Raw genomic sequence first — 17,727 nt, forward strand, 5'->3', positions numbered from 1 at the left:
CGTCTTTGTCGCAGCGCAAATTGCGGAATCTGGCGGCGGACGCAGAGTGCCCGCCGCCAATGCCTTCATCAGGCGCTATAAGTGTAAAAGCCCTGCCCGGTCTTGCGGCCGAGATGGCCGGCATCGACCATTTCTTTCAGCAGCGGGGCTGGCCGATATTTAGGATCGTTGAAGCCTTTGTAAAAGACCTCCATCACCGAGAGCATGGTGTCGAGCCCGACGAGATCGGCCAGTGCGAGCGGTCCGATCGGATGGTTGCAGCCGAGCTTCATGCCGGCGTCGATCTCTTCCGCCGTCGCGATGCCCTCCTGCAGCGCGAAGATCGCCTCGTTGATCATCGGACACAGGATGCGGTTGACGGCGAAGCCTGGGCTGTTCTTGGCCGTGATCGCCACCTTGCCGACACGCTTGGCGAAATCCAGCGCCTTGGCATGGGTGTCGTCCGAGGTCTGCAGGCCGCGGATGAGTTCCAGCAGCGCCATCACCGGCACCGGGTTGAAGAAGTGCATGCCGATGAAACGGTCGGGACGGTCGGTTGCGGCTGCGAGCTTGGTGATCGAGATCGACGAGGTGTTGGTCGCGAGCAGCGTGCGCGGCGACAACGTCGCGCAGAGATCCTTCAGGATCTTGACCTTGAGCTCCTCGTTCTCGGTTGCGGCCTCGATGACGAGGTCGCAATCCGACAGCTTCGACCGGTCGGTGGTGCCGGTGATGCGCTTGAGCGCCGCCTCGCGGTCGGCCGCCGACATCTTCTCCTTCTTGACTAGGCGCTCGAGGCTGCCGCCGACGGTCGAAAGGCCGCGGTTCACCGCCGCATCGGAAATGTCGACCATCACGACCGAGAGTCCCGCCGCGGCGCAAACCTGCGCGATGCCGTTCCCCATGGTCCCTGCCCCGATGATGCCAACGGTCTGGATCATTGCGTCACATCCTTCATCTCTGCGGGCGAGCCAGTAGCAGCCCGGCCCCATTGTTGCTGCATCAGGGTCTAGCACCGCCACCGGGCGGGTGCGACCTGATCCTGTCCCTTCCTTAGTGCATCCACGGGCGGAATAAAGCCGTCCCCGACCGCACCGCGCCAGGGATTTGGGCTCTCCCGGCCCAAATGCCGGATCTTGTGCCCTGCGGCCCCCTGGACAGGGCGATGAAGGCCGGGCATTGGGCGCCCGCTTCATATCGACAAAAGCTCATCCTGAGCACCCTGAATTGCAACCCCTTGATTGTGGCGGCCGCAGCGGCCAGAACCGGTGCAATTGCCATCCGAGGACGCGCGTGGAGGACCCGGCCTGCTGCCGACCCGGGCCGAAGCTGTCAGGGGCAGGCCGCTGGGGACGAAGGATTTCGCGATGGACGTGATCAGGATCACCGGCATCGAGCCGGCGCAACAGCGTCGGGCCGGATGAACGATTTCGCACGATCCATCGGTGCCGCCTTCACGCTGATCGGCGAAGCCGACGCCGAGCTGCTGGGCATCGTCGCATTGTCGGTACGGGTCAGCCTGACCGCCAGCATCATCGCGCTCCTGATCGGCGCGCCGTTCGGGGCCCTGCTTGCGATCACCCGTTTCCGGGGGCGTCAGGTCATCGTCATTCTGACCAATGCGCTGCTCGGCCTTCCGCCGGTCGTGGTCGGGCTCGCCCTCTATCTTCTGCTGTCGCGGTCCGGCCCGCTCGGGGCTGCTGGCTTGTTGTTCACCCCGGCCGCCATGGTGATCGCGCAGACGCTGCTGGCCACGCCGATCGTGGTGGCGCTGGTGCACCGGCCGGCAAGCCTGCTGTGGGCGGAGTATGGCGACCTGGCGCGGATCGACGGGCTGTCGGCCCTGCGCAGCATGGCCCTCCTGTTCGCGCTCGGCCGGACCTCGTTGCTGACGGCCTTTCTCGCGGCATTCGGGCGCGCCATTGCGGAAGTCGGTGCCATCATCATCGTCGGCGGCAACATTCGCGGCTTCACCCGCACGATGACGACAGCGATCGCGCTGGAAACCAGCAAAGGCGACCTGCCGCTGGCGCTTGGACTCGGACTGATCCTGCTCGCACTCAGTGTCGCAGTGTCGACCGTCGCCTTCGTGCTAGTGGGACGCGTTGGGGAAAAATAGCTGCTCGCCGCCGACCTTGTACCCGGCTATCGCTTCCTGCCCCTTCGACGAGACCAGCCAGGCGATGAAGGCCTGCCCATCCTTCGCCTTCACGTTCGGATGCTTCTCAGGATTCACCAGCATGACGCCGTACTGGTTGAAGAGCCGCTTGTCACCCTCGGTCAGGATCGCGAGTTCGCCACGGTTCTTGAACGACAGCCAGGTGCCGCGGTCCGACAGGAGGTAGGCGTTCGACGACGAGGCCATGTTCAGCGCCGGGCCCATGCCCTGGCCGATCTCCCGGTACCAATTGTCCTTGCCGGCACTGAGCTCAACGCCAGCCTCTTTCCATAGCCTCAGCTCGGCCGCATGCGTGCCGGATTTGTCGCCGCGCGAGATGAACGGCGCCTTGGCCGCTGCGATCTTGCGCAGCGCCTCGACCACATCCTTGCTGCCTGATATCTGCGCCGGATCGCTTTTCGGCCCGACGATGACGAAGTCGTTGTACATGACGTCGAAGCGCTTCACGCCCTGTCCTTCGGACATGAACTTGTCCTCGGCGGGCCTGTCATGAACAAACACGACGTCGGCATCCCCACGCCGCCCGATGTCCAGCGCCTGGCCGGTGCCGACGGCGACGACCTTCACGCTGATGCCTTCGGCCTTCGAGAACAGCGGCAGCAGATGGCCGAACAGCCCCGACTGTTCCGTCGATGTGGTCGAGGCCACGGTGATGGTGCGATCCTGTGCGAATGCGATGGTGGACCAGAGCAGAACCGCTCCGATGGTGGCAAGCTTCCTCATGCGCCGTCCTCGACCAGACAATGACGGTCCTCATTAGCCGCTGACGACGACGACGGGAACCCCGACCTTCAAGCGGCGCTGGACGCGTGGATGTTCTGCAATTGGTCCTCCCTACATTGACACGGGTGTGACGGCCGGGGCAGGTTTTCACATTGCTGGCGAATCAGCGATAGAATCACGCCGAGTACCTCTTGGACAACTCCCAGTGCTTTCGAGACTGATATCGTTGCTGCGCCGCATCCCTGCGGTGAACTGGGCGTTTACCCGACTTCGGCCCTTGCCGCACGGCGGCAACATTGGCGTCGCGCCGATCGCCACAGAGGTTTCGCCCGCCATCGTCGAAGACGTCGCGGCCACGGCTCAAGCTCCAATCGCCGAGATCAGCACCGGCCCGGTGCGCGGCGACGCTGACCTCGCCGCCACAGCTCCGGTCGCGGAGAACGACGCGGCTGTGCCTGTCGTCGCGGAGAAGCCGTCCGACGATATCTGTATCAGCGAGGACTCATCTCCGGAGAGGGTGGCGGAAATCGAGACACCCGCGACGGCAACAGTCGCCGAGGAGGTGTTGTCTGCATCGGCCAGTGCGGAGAGTGAGCCAGTTGCAGCCTCTGATCTCGCCATCGTTGACGATGATGCATCGCCCGCCGGGATTCCTGCAGAGACCGATTCGGTTGTTGCAGAAGAGATTGTGGCTTCGTCAGCGGACGTCGTGACCGCCTCGACTGATGTCCCTGATGCCGTCATCGAGGCAGCCTCCTCGCCCGACGTTTCCGCCGTCGTCGAACCGATCGCCGTCGAAGAAGTCGAGCTTCTCCTCGCCGAGGCCGATAGCGTCGCGACTGATGTCTCTGAAGCCAGCGCCGACAGCGACCCTGCGCCCGTTGTTGAGATCGTGCCGGCCCCTGCGAACGATGTTCCGCTCGCCGTAGCCATCGCTGCAGCGACGAGCGACTCATCGAGCGGCGTCGCTGAGATCGAACCGGCTTCGGCTCTCGCGTCTCCTTCGCCAGAGATCCGCAGCGCACCGAAAGTTCGCGCAAGGGCCGCGGAACCCGCAGATCGCGCCGCGCTGATCCGGCAGCGATGGGCGGAGAGCGGAATCAGGATGTGGAATCCGCGGCTTCACGGCACCGGCGAGGCGGCGCTGAACATCCAGGGAAGCGTCGGGCTGCTGCCGCCGGCGCCCGGCGAGACAATGCCGCGCTACGACAAGCTGGAATTCAAAATGCTCGGCGGGCAGATCGTCTGTGAGGGCGTCATCGTCGAGGGGCCCGTAAAGGCGAGCCATCGCAGTTTCACAGGGCTCGCCGAGCCGCGGACCATCGAGCGGGTCCGCGAGCCGATGCGGGAGCGCCAGGCCGCTCTCGCCTGATCCTTTCTTCTGCGACCACTGTCGCAATATGCTAGGCTGATGTCCCGACCTGGGAGATCGCACATGCGCACAAGCTCATTGCTCTTCGTCGTGATCGCCTTTGCAATCTCACAGCCGGCGCTCGCCGCGGGCAAACGGCCGCATCGTCTGGCGGCGCCCGCCACCGATCCGGCCGCACCCTACAAGGCCGATCGGCTCTCCTCCTCGCGCGGCGAGGCGATCCTCGATACGCCCGGCCAGACCACCGTGCTGACGCGGCAGGTCCTCGACGACAAGAAGGCAACCAGCCTTCAGGACGCCATGCGCTCGACCGCCGGCGTGACGATCGGACGCTAGGCCTCTCGCACCGCTTTCGGCCGGCCCTGCAGTTGCCCACAACGTCGTGCACGACGCAACTTGCACGGCGGTCGGGCCACACGACATCCGCGCCGTTTGAAACCGTACGGCGCCTGCATCGATGGCGCTCCTCACCTCCCAGCCGGCGAGAGTTGGACCGAGCACACCGGCTGACACAATGGTTAGCAGATCGTAGCTGAGGTCATTACGGGCGACTTGCGCCTGAGACGCACGTCCCTACCGCCGGATATCCTTAACGGGACCTCACCAATGCACGCGGCCGGACGATCCCAACGTAGCGCGCAACCCGTGCTGGCCTTCCGCGCGAGACCCGGTCTAACGCGCCCTTTACCCGCGCCGTGCAAGATCGCCTACGTTTCAGGGGACCCGAGGCTCGTATTTCAATGCCTATTGCCGATTTGAAGTCTCGTCTTGCCGCGGCAATGCAGTTGTTTCGCGTTCCCGCCGACAATCCAGATCTGACGCGCGCGCAGTTCGACGCGTTCTCCAAGCAGATCCCGCTGCTCTACTTCATCCTCATCAGCAACACGATCGCCGTCGCCTACACCTACGTGAACGTGGCGCCGGACTGGCTGACGATGATCGTGCCAAGCGTGTTGACCGTGCTCGCAGGCTTGCGAACCTATTGGTGGCTGCGACAGCGTCACCTGGTGCGCAGCGACGCCGACATCCTGCGCAACCTGCGCGCCACCAACTGGCTGACCTTGCCGATCGGCGCCGGCTTCACCGCCTGGTCCTTCGCGCTCTATCCCTACGGCGATCCCTTTGCCAAGAGCCAGGTTGCCTTCTACATGGCGGTCACCGTGATCGGCTGCATCTTCTCGCTGATGCACCTGCGCTCGGCCGCGTTGATCGTGACGCTGATCGTCGACCTGCCCTATGTGCTGTTCTTCTTCGCCACGGGCGAGCCGACGCTGAAGGCGATCGCGGTCAACAACCTCCTGGTTTCCGGCGCGATGGTGACGGTGCTGTTCATCTACTATCGCGACTTCGCCGATCTCGTCGCCAGCCGCAAGTCGCTGCTGGCGCAACAGGCGGCGACGCAGGCGCTCTCGGACGAGAACTTCCGCCTCGCCAATCTCGATTCCCTCACCGAGCTGCCGAACCGCCGCCGCTTCTTCGCCGAGCTCTCGAGCGCCTTCACCGATGCCGAACGCAGAAACGTTCGCGTCGCAGTCGGCATCATCGATCTCGACGGCTTCAAGCCGATCAACGACAATTACGGCCACTCGGTCGGCGATCGCGTCCTGATCGAGGCGGGCCGGCGTATCCGCGAGGTCTGCGAGGGCTTTGGCCCGCAGCGGGTGGAGTTTGCCCGGCTCGGCGGCGACGAGTTCGGCCTCGTCGTGTGCGGCGACCCCGACGAGATGGATCTGATGCGGCTCGGCGAGCGCATCGGCGGCCAGGTCAAGCTGCCTTACCAGCTCGACACCGCCCATACCGGACTGTCGTGCTCGATCGGATTCGCATTGTTTCCGGACTCCGCGACGACGTCGGAAGCGCTCTATGAGTGCGCCGACTACTCGCTCTATCACGCCAAGCGTCACCTGCGCGGCCGCACCGTGATCTTCTCGAGCGAGCTCGAGGCCGAGATCCGCAGTCGCGGAGTCATCGAGAATCTGCTGCGCACTGCCGATTTCAGCACCGAGATGGATTTGGTGTTCCAGCCGATCGTCGACGCCATGAGCGAGCACACCGCCGGCTTCGAGGTTCTGGCGCGCTGGCGCAGCGCCCGCCTCGGCCTGGTCTCTCCGGCCGATTTCATTCCGGCCGCCGAGCGCATCGGCCTGATCCGGCCGCTGACCCAAGCGCTGCTGGTGCGCGCACTCGCCATCGCCAAGACGTGGCCCGATCACATCCGCCTCTCGTTCAACCTCTCCGCGCACGACGTCTGCGCGGCGGAGGGCATTTTGCCGCTGATCTCAATCATCGAGAAGAGTGGGCTGCCGGCACACCGGATTGACTTCGAGATCACCGAGACCGCCGTCACCTTCGACTTCGTGCGCGCACAACAATCGATCGCAACGCTGAAGGCGATGGGTTGCGGCATTTCGCTGGACGATTTCGGCACCGGCTATTCGTCGCTGAGCCACGTGCACCGCCTGCCGCTCGACAAGATCAAGGTCGACCGCAGCTTCGTCTCCGACATCAACGAGAATCCCGTCAGCCACAAGATCATCAAATCGCTCACGGGCCTATGCGATGACATGGAGATCGCCTGCGTCGTCGAGGGCGTCGAGACCCGCACCCAGCTCGACAGCCTGCGCCGCCTGGGGTGCGACTTCATCCAGGGTTATTATTTCGCCAAGCCCATGCCGGCCGATGCGATTGGCGACCATTTGGCGAAGGAAGGCCGGCGCCTCGAAGGCAGCGGGGCCAAGGTCGTGGCCTGACCCTCGGCTACTCCGGCAGGCTCGGCAGATCGAGCCCCTTGTCGCGGGCGCAATCGATCGCGATGTCGTAGCCTGCATCGGCGTGGCGCATGACGCCGCTGGCGGGATCGTTCCACAGCACGCGCTCGATCCGCTTCGCGGCCTCAGGCGTGCCGTCGGCGACGATCACCATGCCGGCGTGCTGCGAATAGCCGATGCCGACGCCGCCCCCATGATGCAGCGACACCCAGGTCGCGCCGCTGGCGCAATTGAGCAGCGCATTGAGCAGCGGCCAGTCGGACACCGCATCCGATCCATCCTTCATCGCCTCGGTCTCGCGGTTTGGGCTCGCCACCGAGCCGCTGTCGAGATGATCGCGGCCGATCACGATCGGTGCTTTCAGCTCGCCCCGCGCCACCATCTCGTTGAAGGCAAGGCCGAGACGATGGCGATCGCCGAGGCCGACCCAGCAGATCCGCGCCGGCAGGCCCTGGAACTTGATGCGCGCCTTGGCCATGTCGAGCCAATTGTGCAGATGCTTGTCGTCAGGCATCAGCTCCTTCACTTTAGCATCCGTCTTGAAGATGTCCTCGGGATCGCCCGACAGCGCGGCCCATCGGAACGGACCGATACCGCGGCAGAACAGCGGGCGTATATAGGCGGGCACGAAGCCGGGGAAATCGAACGCGTTCTTCAGGCCCATGTCCTGCGCCATCTGGCGGATGTTGTTGCCGTAGTCGAGCGTCGGTATGCCCTGCGCATGGAAATCCAGCATGGCCTGCACATGCTCGACCATCGAAATCTTCGAGGCGCGCTCCACTGCCTTCGGATCGGATGCGCGCCTGGCTTCCCATTCAGCGAGCGTCCAGCCCTTCGGCAAGTAGCCGTTGATCGGATCATGCGCGCTGGTCTGGTCGGTGACGATGTCGGGCTTGACGCCGCGGCGGACCAGCTCCGGGAAAATCTCGGCGGCATTGCCGAGCAGGCCGACCGAGACCGCCTTCTTCGTCTTCGCGGCGTCCGCCATGATCGCGAGCGCTTCATCAAGCGTTGCGGCTTGCCGGTCGAGATAGCCGGTCCGCAAGCGCATCTCGATGCGGCTCGGCTGGCATTCGACCGCAAGCATCGAAGCGCCGGCCATGGTCGCCGCCAGCGGCTGTGCGCCGCCCATGCCGCCGAGGCCGGCCGTGAGGATCCATTTGCCGGCGAGGCTGCCGCCGTAATGACGGCGGCCGACCTCGACGAAGGTCTCGTAGGTGCCCTGCACGATGCCCTGGCTGCCGATATAGATCCAGGAGCCCGCCGTCATCTGGCCGTACATCATCAGGCCCTGGCGATCGAGCTCGTTGAAATGGTCGAGCGTCGCCCAGTGCGGCACGATGTTGGAGTTCGCGATCAGCACGCGTGGGGCGTCGGCATGCGTACGAAAGACGCCGACCGGCTTGCCGGACTGGACCAGCAGCGTCTGGTCGGCTTCCAGCTTGCGCAGCGCCGCAACGATCCGGTCGAAGCTCTCCCAGTCGCGTGCGGCACGGCCGATGCCGCCATAGACCACGAGCTCGCTCGGGCGCTCCGCGACGTCAGGATCGAGATTGTTCATCAGCATGCGCAAGGGCGCTTCCGTCAGCCAGCTCTTGGCGCTGATGTCGCTGCCGCGGGGCGCGCGGATGGTGCGGTCGTTGTCCAGTCGGCGGTTCATGCGGGACACCTCGTCAAGCAAGTCTGGGAAACGGATCGGATGGAAGCACAGCGAGTGCCGCGGTCGGCAACGCATCGGCTTCGATCAACACAGCGGCCCTGGCGAGGTCGCCGGCCATGTAGCGATCGGCGCCGAGCGCGGGCACCTGCTCGCGAAGTGCTGCGACGACGGCAGCGAGCGGCGCGCTGGTCTTATGTGGCGCACGCAGCGTGATGCCTTGCGCGGAGACCAGGAGCTCGATGCCGAGGATGGCCGCAAGATTGTCGGCCATGTCGGACAGCCGCCGGGCGGCATGTGCCGCCATCGAGACATGGTCTTCCTGATTGGCGCTGGTCGGCGTCGAATCGATCGAGCAGGCGAGCGCGCGCTGCTTGTTCTCGGCATAAAGCGCGGCGGCCGTCACCTCGGCGATCATGAAGCCGGAGTTGATGCCGGGATCGGGCGTGAGGAACGGCGGCAGGCCGAAATTCAGCGCGGGATCGACCAACGTCGCGATGCGCCGCTCGCTGATCGCGCCGATTTCCGACAGCGCCAGCGCGATTGTATCGGCGGCGAAGGCGACCGGCTCAGCGTGGAAATTGCCGCCGGAGACGATCTCGCCGGTCTCGACCAGCACCAGCGGATTGTCGGTGACGGCGTTGGCCTCGACGATCAGGGTGCGCGCGGCCTGCGTGATCAGCTCCAGCGCGGCACCTGCAACCTGTGGCTGGCAGCGCAGGCAATAGGGATCCTGCACCCTCTCGTCGCCCTCGAGGTGGGAGAGGCGAATGTCGCTGCCGTCGAGCAAAGCGGTCAGCGTCGCGGCTGCCGCGATCTGGCCGGCATGGCCACGCAGCGCCTGGATTTCGGGACGGAACGGCGCCGTCGAGGCCATCGCCGCATCCACCGACAATGCGCCGGTCACGAGCGCGGCACGGGCGAGCCGAAATGCACGCAGCACGCCTGATATGGCGTAGGCGGTCGAGAACTGCGTGCCGTTGATCAGCGCAAGGCCTTCCTTGGGCCCGAGGGTCAGCGGCGTGAGACCGGCGGCCTTGAGGGCTTCGGCGCCCGATACGATCTTCCCGTCGACGATCGCCTGCCCCTCGCCGATCATCACGGCCGTCATATGCGCAAGCGGTGCAAGATCGCCGGAGGCGCCTACGGAGCCCTGCTGTGGCACCAGCGGATAGACATCCCGCGCCAGCATGTCCTGCAGCTGCTCGATCACCTCGCGGCGCACGCCGGAGGCGCCACGCCCGAGCGAGATGACCTTCAGCGCCATCATCAGCCGCACCATCGGCTCCGGCGTTGCCGGGCCGACGCCGCAGCAATGCGAGACAATGAGGTTGCGCTGGAGCAGCGCGGTCTGGTCCGGCGGGATGCGCTTCGACGCCAGCTTCCCGAAGCCGGTGTTGATGCCGTAGACGGGGACATCCGCGCGCGCAGCTCTTGCGACGATCTCCGCCGCCGCTTCCACGCGCGGCCAGAACGAGGGATCGAGCACGACGGGCGCGCCATCGAGCGCGCACGCGAGATCATCGAGACTGACCGTCCCCGGTCTGACGAAGATCGAGGTGTCCTGCTCCATCACTGTCCCCTCCATACCCGCTTGTGCAGCGGATTGAAGCCGATGCGGTAAACGAGCTCGGCGGGCCGCTCGATGTCCCAGATCGCGAGATCGCACCATTTGCCGGCTTCCAGTGTGCCGGTCTCATCCAGCAGGCCGAGCGCCCGCGCGCCTTCACGGGTGACGCCGGCGAGGCACTCGACCACGTTCATCCGGAACAGGGTCGCCCCCATGTTCATCACGAGCAGGAGCGAGGTCAGCGGCGAACTGCCGGGATTGCAGTCGGTCGCCAGCGCCATGGCAACGCCATGCTTGCGGAACGTCTCGACCGGCGGCTTCTGCGTCTCGCGGATGAAATAGAACGCGCCGGGCAGCAGCACCGCCACCGTACCGGCTCTCGCCATGGCGGCAGCGCCGGCTTCGTCGGTGTGCTCCAAATGATCGGCCGACAGTGCGGAGTATTTGGCGGCAAGCGCGGCGCCGCCGAGATTCGACAGCTGATCGGCATGCAGCTTCACCGGCAGCCCAAACCCTCTCGCGGCCTCGAACACAAGCGCGGTCTGCTCAGCCGAGAACGCGATCCCCTCCATGAAGGCGTCGACGGCATCGGCAAGACCGGCCTTGACGACCGCGGGCAGCATCTCCCTGCAGACGAGATCGATGTAACGATCCTTGTCGCCATCAGCCTCCACCGGCAGCGCATGCGCGCCGAGGAAGGATGTGCGGATCGCGACCGGCCGCTGGCGGCCGAGGCTGCGAGCGGCTGCGAGCTGGCGCATCTCGGTTTCAACATCGAGGCCATAGCCGGACTTGATCTCGACCGTGGTCGCGCCCTCGCCGATCAGCGCATCGAGTCGCGGCAGCGCGCTGGCGACGAGCTCGGCTTCGCTGGCCTTCCGCGTTGCCGCCACCGTCGACACGATGCCGCCACCGGCGCGCGCGATCTCCTCATAGCTTGCGCCCTTCAGGCGCAGCTCGAATTCATGTGCGCGGTTGCCGCCATAGACGAGATGGGTGTGGCAATCGACGAGGCCCGGCGTGATCCAGCGCCCCTCGCAATCGATCCGATCGACCGCGTCCGCATCAACAGGAAAATCCGCCTGCGCGCCCGCATAGGCGATGCGGCCGCCGCGCGCGGCGATGACACCATGCTCGATCTCTCCGAGATCGAGACGGTCGGGCCGCATCGTCGCGAGGCGGGCATTGTGCCAGATCCGGTCGAAGCGCTCTGCCATGAGGGTATCCATTCGGCGTCGGATGCTTGACTTATATGTCTAGACATATAATCGTAAGGCGGTTCTGTCCAGCCGGCGTGTCATCATGTCCCGACTGCATTTTGCTTCCGCGCTCCTGCCTTCGGGCTGGGCCAATGACGTGCAGGTGGTCGTCGCCGCCGGCGCGATCGCCGCGGTGACGCCGGGCGTGGCACCGACGGCCGGCGACGAGCGCCACGCCATCGCGCTTCCGGGACTTGCGAGCCTGCACAGCCACGCGTTCCAGCGCGGCATGGCGGGCCTTGCCGAATTGCGCGGCGATTCCACCGACACGTTCTGGACCTGGCGCGAGACGATGTATCGCTTTGCGCTGGCGATGACGCCGGACGACGTCGCGGCTGTTGCGACGCTGCTCTATGTCGAGATGCTCGAGCAAGGTTTTACCCGCGTCGGCGAATTCCACTATCTCCACCATGACCGCGACGGTTCGCCCTATGCCGATATCGCCGAGATGGCCGTGCAGATCGCGCAGGCCGCCGAAGCCTCCGGCATTGCGCTCACGCTGCTGCCGAGTTTTTACGCGCATGGCTCTTTTGGAGGCGCGGCACCGCACGCCGGCCAGCGCCGCTTCATCTGCTCGGTCGATCAATTCGCTGCAATGATGGCGGCCTCGCGCAAGGTTATCGCGAACTTGCCGGGCGCCAATATCGGCATCGCGCCGCATAGTTTGCGCGCGGTGACTCCGGACGAGCTTGGCGCGATCATTCCGCTTGCTGACGGCGGACCGGTGCACATTCACGCCGCCGAGCAGGTGAAGGAAGTCGAGGATTGCGTGGCGTGGTCTGGCCGGCGCCCGGTACAATGGCTGCTGGAGCATGCGCCCGTCGATCAACGCTGGTGCCTCATTCACGCGACTCACATGACGAATGAGGAAGTGGCGGCGTTCGCAAGGACTGGCGCGGTCGCCGGCCTCTGCCCGATCACGGAGGCGAGCCTCGGCGACGGCATTTTTCCGGCGCGAGAGTTCCTCGATGCCGGCGGCCTGTTCGGCGTCGGCACCGATTCCAACGTGCTAGTCGGCGCCGCCGACGAATTGCGCCAGCTCGAATACGGCCAGCGGCTCAAGCACCGCCAGCGCAATGTGCTCTCCGGCGGCGCGGGTCGCTCGACCGGACGCACGCTGTTTGACCATGCGCTCGCCGGCGGCACCCGGGCGCTGGCGCAGACAGCCGTTGGTCTCGCGCCCGGCGCGCGGGCCGACATCGTCACGCTCGACGCCGCACATCCGTCGCTAGCAGGGCGTGCGCACGACGCGGTCATCGACGGCTGGATCTTTGCAGCCGGCGGCACTGCGATCGATTGCGTCTGGGCCGGCGGCAGCAAGGTGGTCGAAGGCGGGCGGCACAGGCTGCGCCAGACCGCACGCGAACGCTTCAACACAGTGGTGCGGAGGCTCGTCGCATGAACCTCACCGCAGACGCAGCCGACCAGCCGACGCTCTACAAACGCATCCGCGCCGACATCGAGAAGCGCATCCTGACCGGCGAGTGGCCGCCCGGGCATCGTATTCCGTTCGAGCACGAACTTGTCGAGCGCTACGGCTGCTCGCGCATGACCGTGAACAAGGCGCTGTCGGAGCTGGCACAGGCCGATTTGATCGAGCGGCGGCGGCGCGCCGGCTCGTTCGTGCGGCGGCCGCAGCATCAATCGGCGGTGCTGAAGATCGCCGACATCCGCGCCGAGATCACCGCGCTCGGGCGCTCGTACGGCTACGAGTTGGTCGGCCGCAAGCTGCGCGCGGCGACCGCTGCCGACCGCGACCGTCTCGGCGTGAAGAAGGCCGGCAAGGTGGTCGCGATCACCTGCCGGCATAGCGCCGACAAGGTCCCGTTCGCGGTCGAGGACAGGCTGATCGATCTCTCGTCCGTGCCTGACGCCGCGACCGCGGATTTCTCGCGCGAGCCGCCCGGCTCCTGGCTGCTTCACCATGTCCCATGGACAGAGGCCGAGCATACGATCAGCGCCATCGTTGCGGACGATCGCACGGCGGAAGCGCTCGACATCGCCGTCGGCGCGCCCTGCCTCGTGATCGACCGCTACACCTGGCGCAGCGCGCGCACCATCACCGCGGTGCGCCTGCTCTATCCCGGTGTCTCTCACCGCCTTGTCGCCCGATTCAAGGGAGGCTGAGAGGGTATGTCGGCACAAATCGTGCAACGCTTCGGGCAATGGTCCATTGCGGGACCACAATGATCAACAGGACGTCAATCCATCGATCGGCAAGAGGACGACAATCATGCGTAATTCGACAATATTTGCGACAATCATTGCCCTCGCGGCCTCCACTCCGGTGCTCGCCGACGACGTCAAGGTCGGCGTCGGCATCTCCGGATGGACCGGCTTTGCGCCGCTGACGCTGGCGAAGGAGGCGGGCATCTTCAAGAAGAACGGGCTCGACGTCACGATCAAGAAGATCCCGCAGAAGGACCGCCACCTCGCGATTGCGTCCGGCGACATCCAGTGCGCGGCGACCACGGTCGAGACCTGGATTTCCTGGAACGCGAATGGCGTCGCCACCAAGCAGATCTTCCAGCTCGACAAGAGCTACGGCGCCGACGGCATGGCCGTGCGCAACGACGTCGCCGCGATCAAGGACCTGAAGGGCAAGACCGTCGCCGCGTCCGCGCCCGGCACCTCGCCCTACTTTGCGCTGGCCTGGATGCTGAAGAAGAACGGCCTCACCGTGAAGGACGTGACGGTGGTGAACCTCGAGCCGGCTGCGGCCGCGCAGGCCTTCGTCTCCGGCCAGAACGATGCCGCGATGACCTATGAGCCCTATTTGTCGACGGTGCGAGCCGCGCCCGACAAGGGCAAGATCATCGCCACCACGCTCGACTACCCGATGGTCATGGACACTTTCGGCTGCACGCCGAAGTTCCTGACGGAGAATCCCAAGGCCGCCAAGGCCCTCGCCGACAGCTATTTCGAGGCGCTCGACGTGATCGCCAAGGACCAGGCCAAGGCTTACGAGATCATGGGCGCCGACGTGAAGCAGACCGGCGAGCAGTTCGGCAACTCGGCGAAATATCTGCGCTGGCAGGACAAGGCCGCGAACCAGAAGTTCTTCGCGGGCGAATTCCTGACCTTCAACAAGGAGGCCGCCGAGCTCCTGCTCGAGATCGGCATCATCAAGGCCGCGCCGAAGGTCGAGGACCTCTACGACGCGAGCTTCATCAAGTAAATTTCTTCGAGCTGCCGGTTCCGCCAGAGGCGGAGCCGGCACATATTCGGATACAGTTTGATGCGTCCTCTGGATCCCGTGACATCGAAGCAGCGTGCGGCCTACGGCCTTGCGTTCTTCGTACTGTTCGTCGCCCTCTGGTCCTGGGCGACGTTCGGCGGCCATGTGTCGAAGACCTTCCTCGCCAACCCGCTGACCATGGTGCAGGAGGGTCTTGAGCTGCTCACCAAGCACGGCTTCCTGTTCGACATCGGCATGACGATCTGGCGCGTCGTCGGCGGCTTTGCACTCGCGGCAGTCATTGCGGTGCCGCTCGGCGTGCTGATGGGCGCCTACAAGCCGGTCGAAGCGTTCCTCGAACCATTCGTGTCCTTCGCTCGTTATTTGCCCGCCTCCGCCTTCATCCCGCTGCTGATCCTGTGGGCCGGCATCGGCGAAATGCAGAAGCTGCTCGTCATCTTCATCGGCTCGGTGTTCCAGGTCATCCTGATGGTCGCGGTGACCGTCGGCGCCACGCGGCGCGATCTGGTCGAGGCCGCCTACACGCTCGGCGCCAGCGACCGCGGCATCATCCGCCGGGTGCTGCTGCCCTCCTCCGCGCCGGAGATCGCAGAAATCCTGCGGCTGGTGCTGGGCTGGGCCTGGACTTACGTCATCGTCGCCGAGCTGATCGGTTCGTCCTCGGGCATCGGTCATATGATCACCGACAGCCAGGCGCTGCTCAACACCGGCCAGATCATCTTCGGCATCATCGTGATCGGATTGATCGGCCTGATCTCGGACTTCCTGTTCAAGGCGTTCAATGCCTGGCTGTTTCCCTGGAAGCTCGCATGACCATTCTCAGGATCGAACAGGTCTCGCGCACCTTCCCCGCGCGCCACGGCAACGCGCCGACCAGGGCGCTGGAGCCGACTGACCTCACTATTGGCAACAACGACTTCGTCACGATCCTCGGTCCCTCCGGCTGCGGCAAGTCCACGCTGCTGCGCATCGTCGCGGGCCTCGACCGTCCGACCAGTGGGCGTGTCACGCTCGACGGACGCGAGGTGACCGGCCCGGGCGCCGATCGCGGCATGGTGTTCCAGTCCTACACGCTGTTCCCCTGGTTGACCGTGCGCGAGAACATCGCCTTCGGCCTGCGCGAGCGTGGCGTGTCCGAGACGGAGCGAAACAAGATCGCGGATGCCTTCATCCGCCAGGTCGGATTGTCCGGTTTCGAGAACCACTGGCCGAAGCAGCTCTCCGGCGGCATGCAGCAGCGCACCGCGATCGCGCGCGCGCTCGCCAACGATCCAAAAATCCTGCTGCTCGACGAGCCCTTCGGCGCGCTCGACAACCAGACCCGCGCCCTGATGCAGGAGATGCTGCTGGGGATCTGGGAACGCGACCAGAAGACGGTGCTGTTCGTGACCCACGACATCGAGGAAGCCATCTTCCTCGGCAGCCGCGTCGTCGTGATGAGCGCACGCCCCGGCCGCATCAAGGCCGAGATCAATGTGGACCTGCCGCATCCGCGCTCCTACAAGATCAAGACCACGCCGGAATTCGTCCAGCTCAAGGAACGGCTGGTCGAGGAGATCCGCACCGAGGCGCTGAAGGTTGCCGAACATGCCTGACACGCGCGCCGACGGAAATCGCGTTCTCGCCGACCTTAATGCACTGCGTGCCATCGGCGCCTACAAGACCGGCGTGCACAAGCCGACCTTCTCCGAGCCGCACAAGCAGTCGCTGGATTGGCTGGTTGATAAGCTGCCCGAGGCGGGCCTCAACGCCGCGATCGACGGCATCGGCAATGTTTTCGGGACGAGCACGAAGCCTGGTCCGAAGCTGCTGGCAGGTTCGCATCTGGAAAGCCAGAACTACGCCGGCTGGCTCGATGGCCCGCTCGGCGTCGTCTACGCGCTCGAAGCCGCGAGGGTTCTCAATGCCGATCCCACCGTGAAAGGCGCGGTCGAAGTCGCCGCCTGGTGCGACGAGGAAGGACATTTCGGTCATTTCCTCGGCTCGCGCTCCTATGTCGGACAGGTCACCGGGGCCGACATCGACGCCGCGCGTGACCGCACCAGCGGCCGCACCATGCGCGATGCACTCGCGGACATGGGGCTCGCCGGGCGCCCGCGCGTCACCGCCGAGCCGGGGCGGCACGTCGGCTATCTGGAGGCGCATATCGAGCAGGGCGACACGCTCGAAAGCGGCCGCCTGGCGATCGGCGTCGTGACCTCCATCGTCGGCATCTGGCAGTACCAGATCAACTTTGTCGGCGAGCAGAACCACGCCGGCACCACGCGCATGGCAGCGCGCAAGGATGCGGGCCTCGCGCTGGCCAAATTCTGCGTGGCGATCGACGAGCGTTTCCCGGCTGCCTGCGGCCCGCGCACGGTCTGGACCACCGGTCGCATCACGCTCGATCCGGGCGCGCCGAGCATCATTCCGGGTGGTGCGGAGATGCTGTTCCAGATTCGCGACGACGATCCGGCTGTGATCGCGCGGCTGCAGCAATTGCTGCGGACCATGGCGGACGAGGCCAGTGCGAACGGTCCTTGCAGCGTCACCGTTGCGAAGCTGCGCACGGGTGCGCCCGCCATGATGAATTCCGGCTTTCAGGATGCGATCGAATCCGCGAGCAAAGCCGTCGCCGGCGGTCGATCCATCCGCATGCCCAGCGGCGCCGGGCACGACGCGCAGATGCTCGCGACCGTCATGCCCGCGGGCATGCTGTTCGTGCCGTCGATCGGCGGCATCAGCCATCACTGGACCGAGAACACGGCGGATGCCGATATCGTCACCGGCGCAGAGGTGTTCGTCGACGCCTGTCGGCGGATCCTCGGCGGCTAGAGGGAGATGCGGCTGCCGACCTGCGGCGGTCAAACCGGGCGATGACACCGAGTGTGGGATCGCAGACACACCTTCACATCCTCGCGGCGCATTTCGCCCGAGCTTTGCTTCATCTCGCCACCCTCTAAATCAAGAGGGCGCAGGGAAGGCCGCATAGGCGTTAAGTTTATTCTTGAGTGTTGGAATCACACGTGATTCCAAGGGGCA

General features: G+C 65.4%; 15 protein-coding genes. 10 read left to right on the plus strand and 5 right to left on the minus strand.

Going from position 1 to position 17,727, the window contains the following annotated elements:
- Positions 1 to 68: 68 nt before the first annotated feature.
- Complete coding sequence (locus JQ566_RS30575) at positions 69 to 920, minus strand: 3-hydroxybutyryl-CoA dehydrogenase (RefSeq protein ID WP_212379294.1); 852 nt, start codon at positions 918 to 920, stop codon at positions 69 to 71.
- Positions 921 to 1,399: 479 nt separating this feature from the next.
- Here JQ566_RS30575 and JQ566_RS30580 point away from each other — a divergent pair, with 479 nt between their 5' ends.
- Entirely contained in the window at positions 1,400 to 2,098 is a 699-nt protein-coding gene (locus JQ566_RS30580) for an ABC transporter permease (RefSeq protein ID WP_212379335.1), read from the plus strand.
- Here JQ566_RS30580 and JQ566_RS30585 read toward each other — a convergent pair.
- Positions 2,072 to 2,881, minus strand: coding sequence for an ABC transporter substrate-binding protein (locus JQ566_RS30585; RefSeq protein WP_212379296.1), 810 nt, complete (start codon positions 2,879 to 2,881; stop codon positions 2,072 to 2,074). The genes JQ566_RS30580 and JQ566_RS30585 overlap by 27 nt on opposite strands.
- Positions 2,882 to 3,107: 226 nt before the next feature.
- On the opposite strand from JQ566_RS30585, the gene JQ566_RS30590 reads away from it, so the two are divergent.
- The 3 genes from JQ566_RS30590 (at position 3,108) to JQ566_RS30600 (ending at position 7,003) form a co-directional block, all read left to right on the plus strand.
- A complete protein-coding gene (locus JQ566_RS30590) occupies positions 3,108 to 4,253 on the plus strand; it encodes a hypothetical protein (protein WP_212379298.1) in 1,146 nt (381 codons plus the stop codon).
- A 63-nt stretch (positions 4,254 to 4,316) separates the two neighbouring features.
- A complete protein-coding gene (locus tag JQ566_RS30595) occupies positions 4,317 to 4,589 on the plus strand; it encodes a TonB-dependent receptor plug domain-containing protein (RefSeq protein ID WP_212379299.1) in 273 nt (90 codons plus the stop codon).
- Positions 4,590 to 4,993: 404 nt separating this feature from the next.
- Complete coding sequence (locus JQ566_RS30600) at positions 4,994 to 7,003, plus strand: putative bifunctional diguanylate cyclase/phosphodiesterase (RefSeq protein WP_212379301.1); 2,010 nt, start codon at positions 4,994 to 4,996, stop codon at positions 7,001 to 7,003.
- A gap of 7 nt (positions 7,004 to 7,010) precedes the next feature.
- Here JQ566_RS30600 and hutU read toward each other — a convergent pair whose 3' ends face one another.
- The 3 genes from hutU to hutI are packed head-to-tail and all read right to left on the minus strand — an operon-like array spanning position 7,011 to position 11,465.
- Positions 7,011 to 8,681, minus strand: coding sequence for a urocanate hydratase (hutU, locus tag JQ566_RS30605; RefSeq protein WP_212379303.1), 1,671 nt, complete (start codon positions 8,679 to 8,681; stop codon positions 7,011 to 7,013).
- Positions 8,682 to 8,694: 13 nt separating this feature from the next.
- Positions 8,695 to 10,251, minus strand: coding sequence for a histidine ammonia-lyase (gene hutH, locus JQ566_RS30610; protein WP_249139901.1), 1,557 nt, complete (start codon positions 10,249 to 10,251; stop codon positions 8,695 to 8,697).
- Positions 10,251 to 11,465 carry an imidazolonepropionase gene (hutI, locus tag JQ566_RS30615; RefSeq protein WP_212379307.1) on the minus strand — a complete coding sequence of 405 codons (1,215 nt, stop codon included), beginning with the start codon at positions 11,463 to 11,465 and terminating at the stop codon, positions 10,251 to 10,253. The genes hutH and hutI overlap by 1 nt, the downstream gene beginning before the upstream one ends.
- Before the next feature lie 85 nt (positions 11,466 to 11,550).
- Here hutI and JQ566_RS30620 point away from each other — a divergent pair, with 85 nt between their 5' ends.
- The 6 genes from JQ566_RS30620 to JQ566_RS30645 all read left to right on the plus strand — a co-directional run bounded on the left by JQ566_RS30620 (position 11,551) and on the right by JQ566_RS30645 (position 17,520).
- Positions 11,551 to 12,909 (plus strand): formimidoylglutamate deiminase, encoded by a 1,359-nt coding sequence (locus JQ566_RS30620; protein ID WP_212379309.1) that lies wholly within the window; start codon positions 11,551 to 11,553, stop codon positions 12,907 to 12,909.
- Positions 12,906 to 13,634, plus strand: a complete 729-nt coding sequence (gene hutC, locus JQ566_RS30625) for a histidine utilization repressor (protein ID WP_212379311.1) — start codon at positions 12,906 to 12,908, stop codon at positions 13,632 to 13,634. Before JQ566_RS30620 ends, hutC begins: the two co-directional genes overlap by 4 nt.
- A gap of 106 nt (positions 13,635 to 13,740) precedes the next feature.
- Positions 13,741 to 14,685, plus strand: coding sequence for an ABC transporter substrate-binding protein (locus tag JQ566_RS30630; protein ID WP_212379313.1), 945 nt, complete (start codon positions 13,741 to 13,743; stop codon positions 14,683 to 14,685).
- A 60-nt stretch (positions 14,686 to 14,745) separates the two neighbouring features.
- Positions 14,746 to 15,519, plus strand: a complete 774-nt coding sequence (locus tag JQ566_RS30635; protein ID WP_212379315.1) for an ABC transporter permease — start codon at positions 14,746 to 14,748, stop codon at positions 15,517 to 15,519.
- Positions 15,516 to 16,301, plus strand: a complete 786-nt coding sequence (locus JQ566_RS30640; protein ID WP_212379317.1) for an ABC transporter ATP-binding protein — start codon at positions 15,516 to 15,518, stop codon at positions 16,299 to 16,301. The genes JQ566_RS30635 and JQ566_RS30640 overlap by 4 nt, the downstream gene beginning before the upstream one ends.
- Complete coding sequence (locus tag JQ566_RS30645) at positions 16,294 to 17,520, plus strand: Zn-dependent hydrolase (RefSeq protein WP_212379319.1); 1,227 nt, start codon at positions 16,294 to 16,296, stop codon at positions 17,518 to 17,520. Before JQ566_RS30640 ends, JQ566_RS30645 begins: the two co-directional genes overlap by 8 nt.
- Positions 17,521 to 17,727: the final 207 nt, after the last annotated feature.

This window comes from Bradyrhizobium sp. SZCCT0231 (genome assembly GCF_018130245.1).
Lineage (GTDB): Bacteria > Pseudomonadota > Alphaproteobacteria > Rhizobiales > Xanthobacteraceae > Bradyrhizobium > Bradyrhizobium japonicum_F.

Bases quoted from the DNA above. Each gene is read 5' to 3' on its own strand.
- JQ566_RS30575 (WP_212379294.1), bottom strand. From the start codon at position 920: ATGATCCAGACCGTTGGCATCATCGGGGCAGGGACCATGGGGAACGGC.
- hutI (WP_212379307.1), bottom strand. From the start codon at position 11,465: ATGGCAGAGCGCTTCGACCGGATCTGGCACAATGCCCGCCTCGCGACG.
- hutU (WP_212379303.1), bottom strand. From the start codon at position 8,681: ATGAACCGCCGACTGGACAACGACCGCACCATCCGCGCGCCCCGCGGC.
- JQ566_RS30635 (WP_212379315.1), top strand. From the start codon at position 14,746: ATGCGTCCTCTGGATCCCGTGACATCGAAGCAGCGTGCGGCCTACGGC.
- JQ566_RS30630 (WP_212379313.1), top strand. From the start codon at position 13,741: ATGCGTAATTCGACAATATTTGCGACAATCATTGCCCTCGCGGCCTCC.
- JQ566_RS30645 (WP_212379319.1), top strand. From the start codon at position 16,294: ATGCCTGACACGCGCGCCGACGGAAATCGCGTTCTCGCCGACCTTAAT.
- JQ566_RS30595 (WP_212379299.1), top strand. From the start codon at position 4,317: ATGCGCACAAGCTCATTGCTCTTCGTCGTGATCGCCTTTGCAATCTCA.
- hutC (WP_212379311.1), top strand. From the start codon at position 12,906: ATGAACCTCACCGCAGACGCAGCCGACCAGCCGACGCTCTACAAACGC.
- JQ566_RS30600 (WP_212379301.1), top strand. From the start codon at position 4,994: ATGCCTATTGCCGATTTGAAGTCTCGTCTTGCCGCGGCAATGCAGTTG.
- JQ566_RS30640 (WP_212379317.1), top strand. From the start codon at position 15,516: ATGACCATTCTCAGGATCGAACAGGTCTCGCGCACCTTCCCCGCGCGC.
- hutH (WP_249139901.1), bottom strand. From the start codon at position 10,251: ATGGAGCAGGACACCTCGATCTTCGTCAGACCGGGGACGGTCAGTCTC.
- JQ566_RS30620 (WP_212379309.1), top strand. From the start codon at position 11,551: ATGTCCCGACTGCATTTTGCTTCCGCGCTCCTGCCTTCGGGCTGGGCC.
- JQ566_RS30585 (WP_212379296.1), bottom strand. From the start codon at position 2,881: ATGAGGAAGCTTGCCACCATCGGAGCGGTTCTGCTCTGGTCCACCATC.
- JQ566_RS30580 (WP_212379335.1), top strand. From the start codon at position 1,400: ATGAACGATTTCGCACGATCCATCGGTGCCGCCTTCACGCTGATCGGC.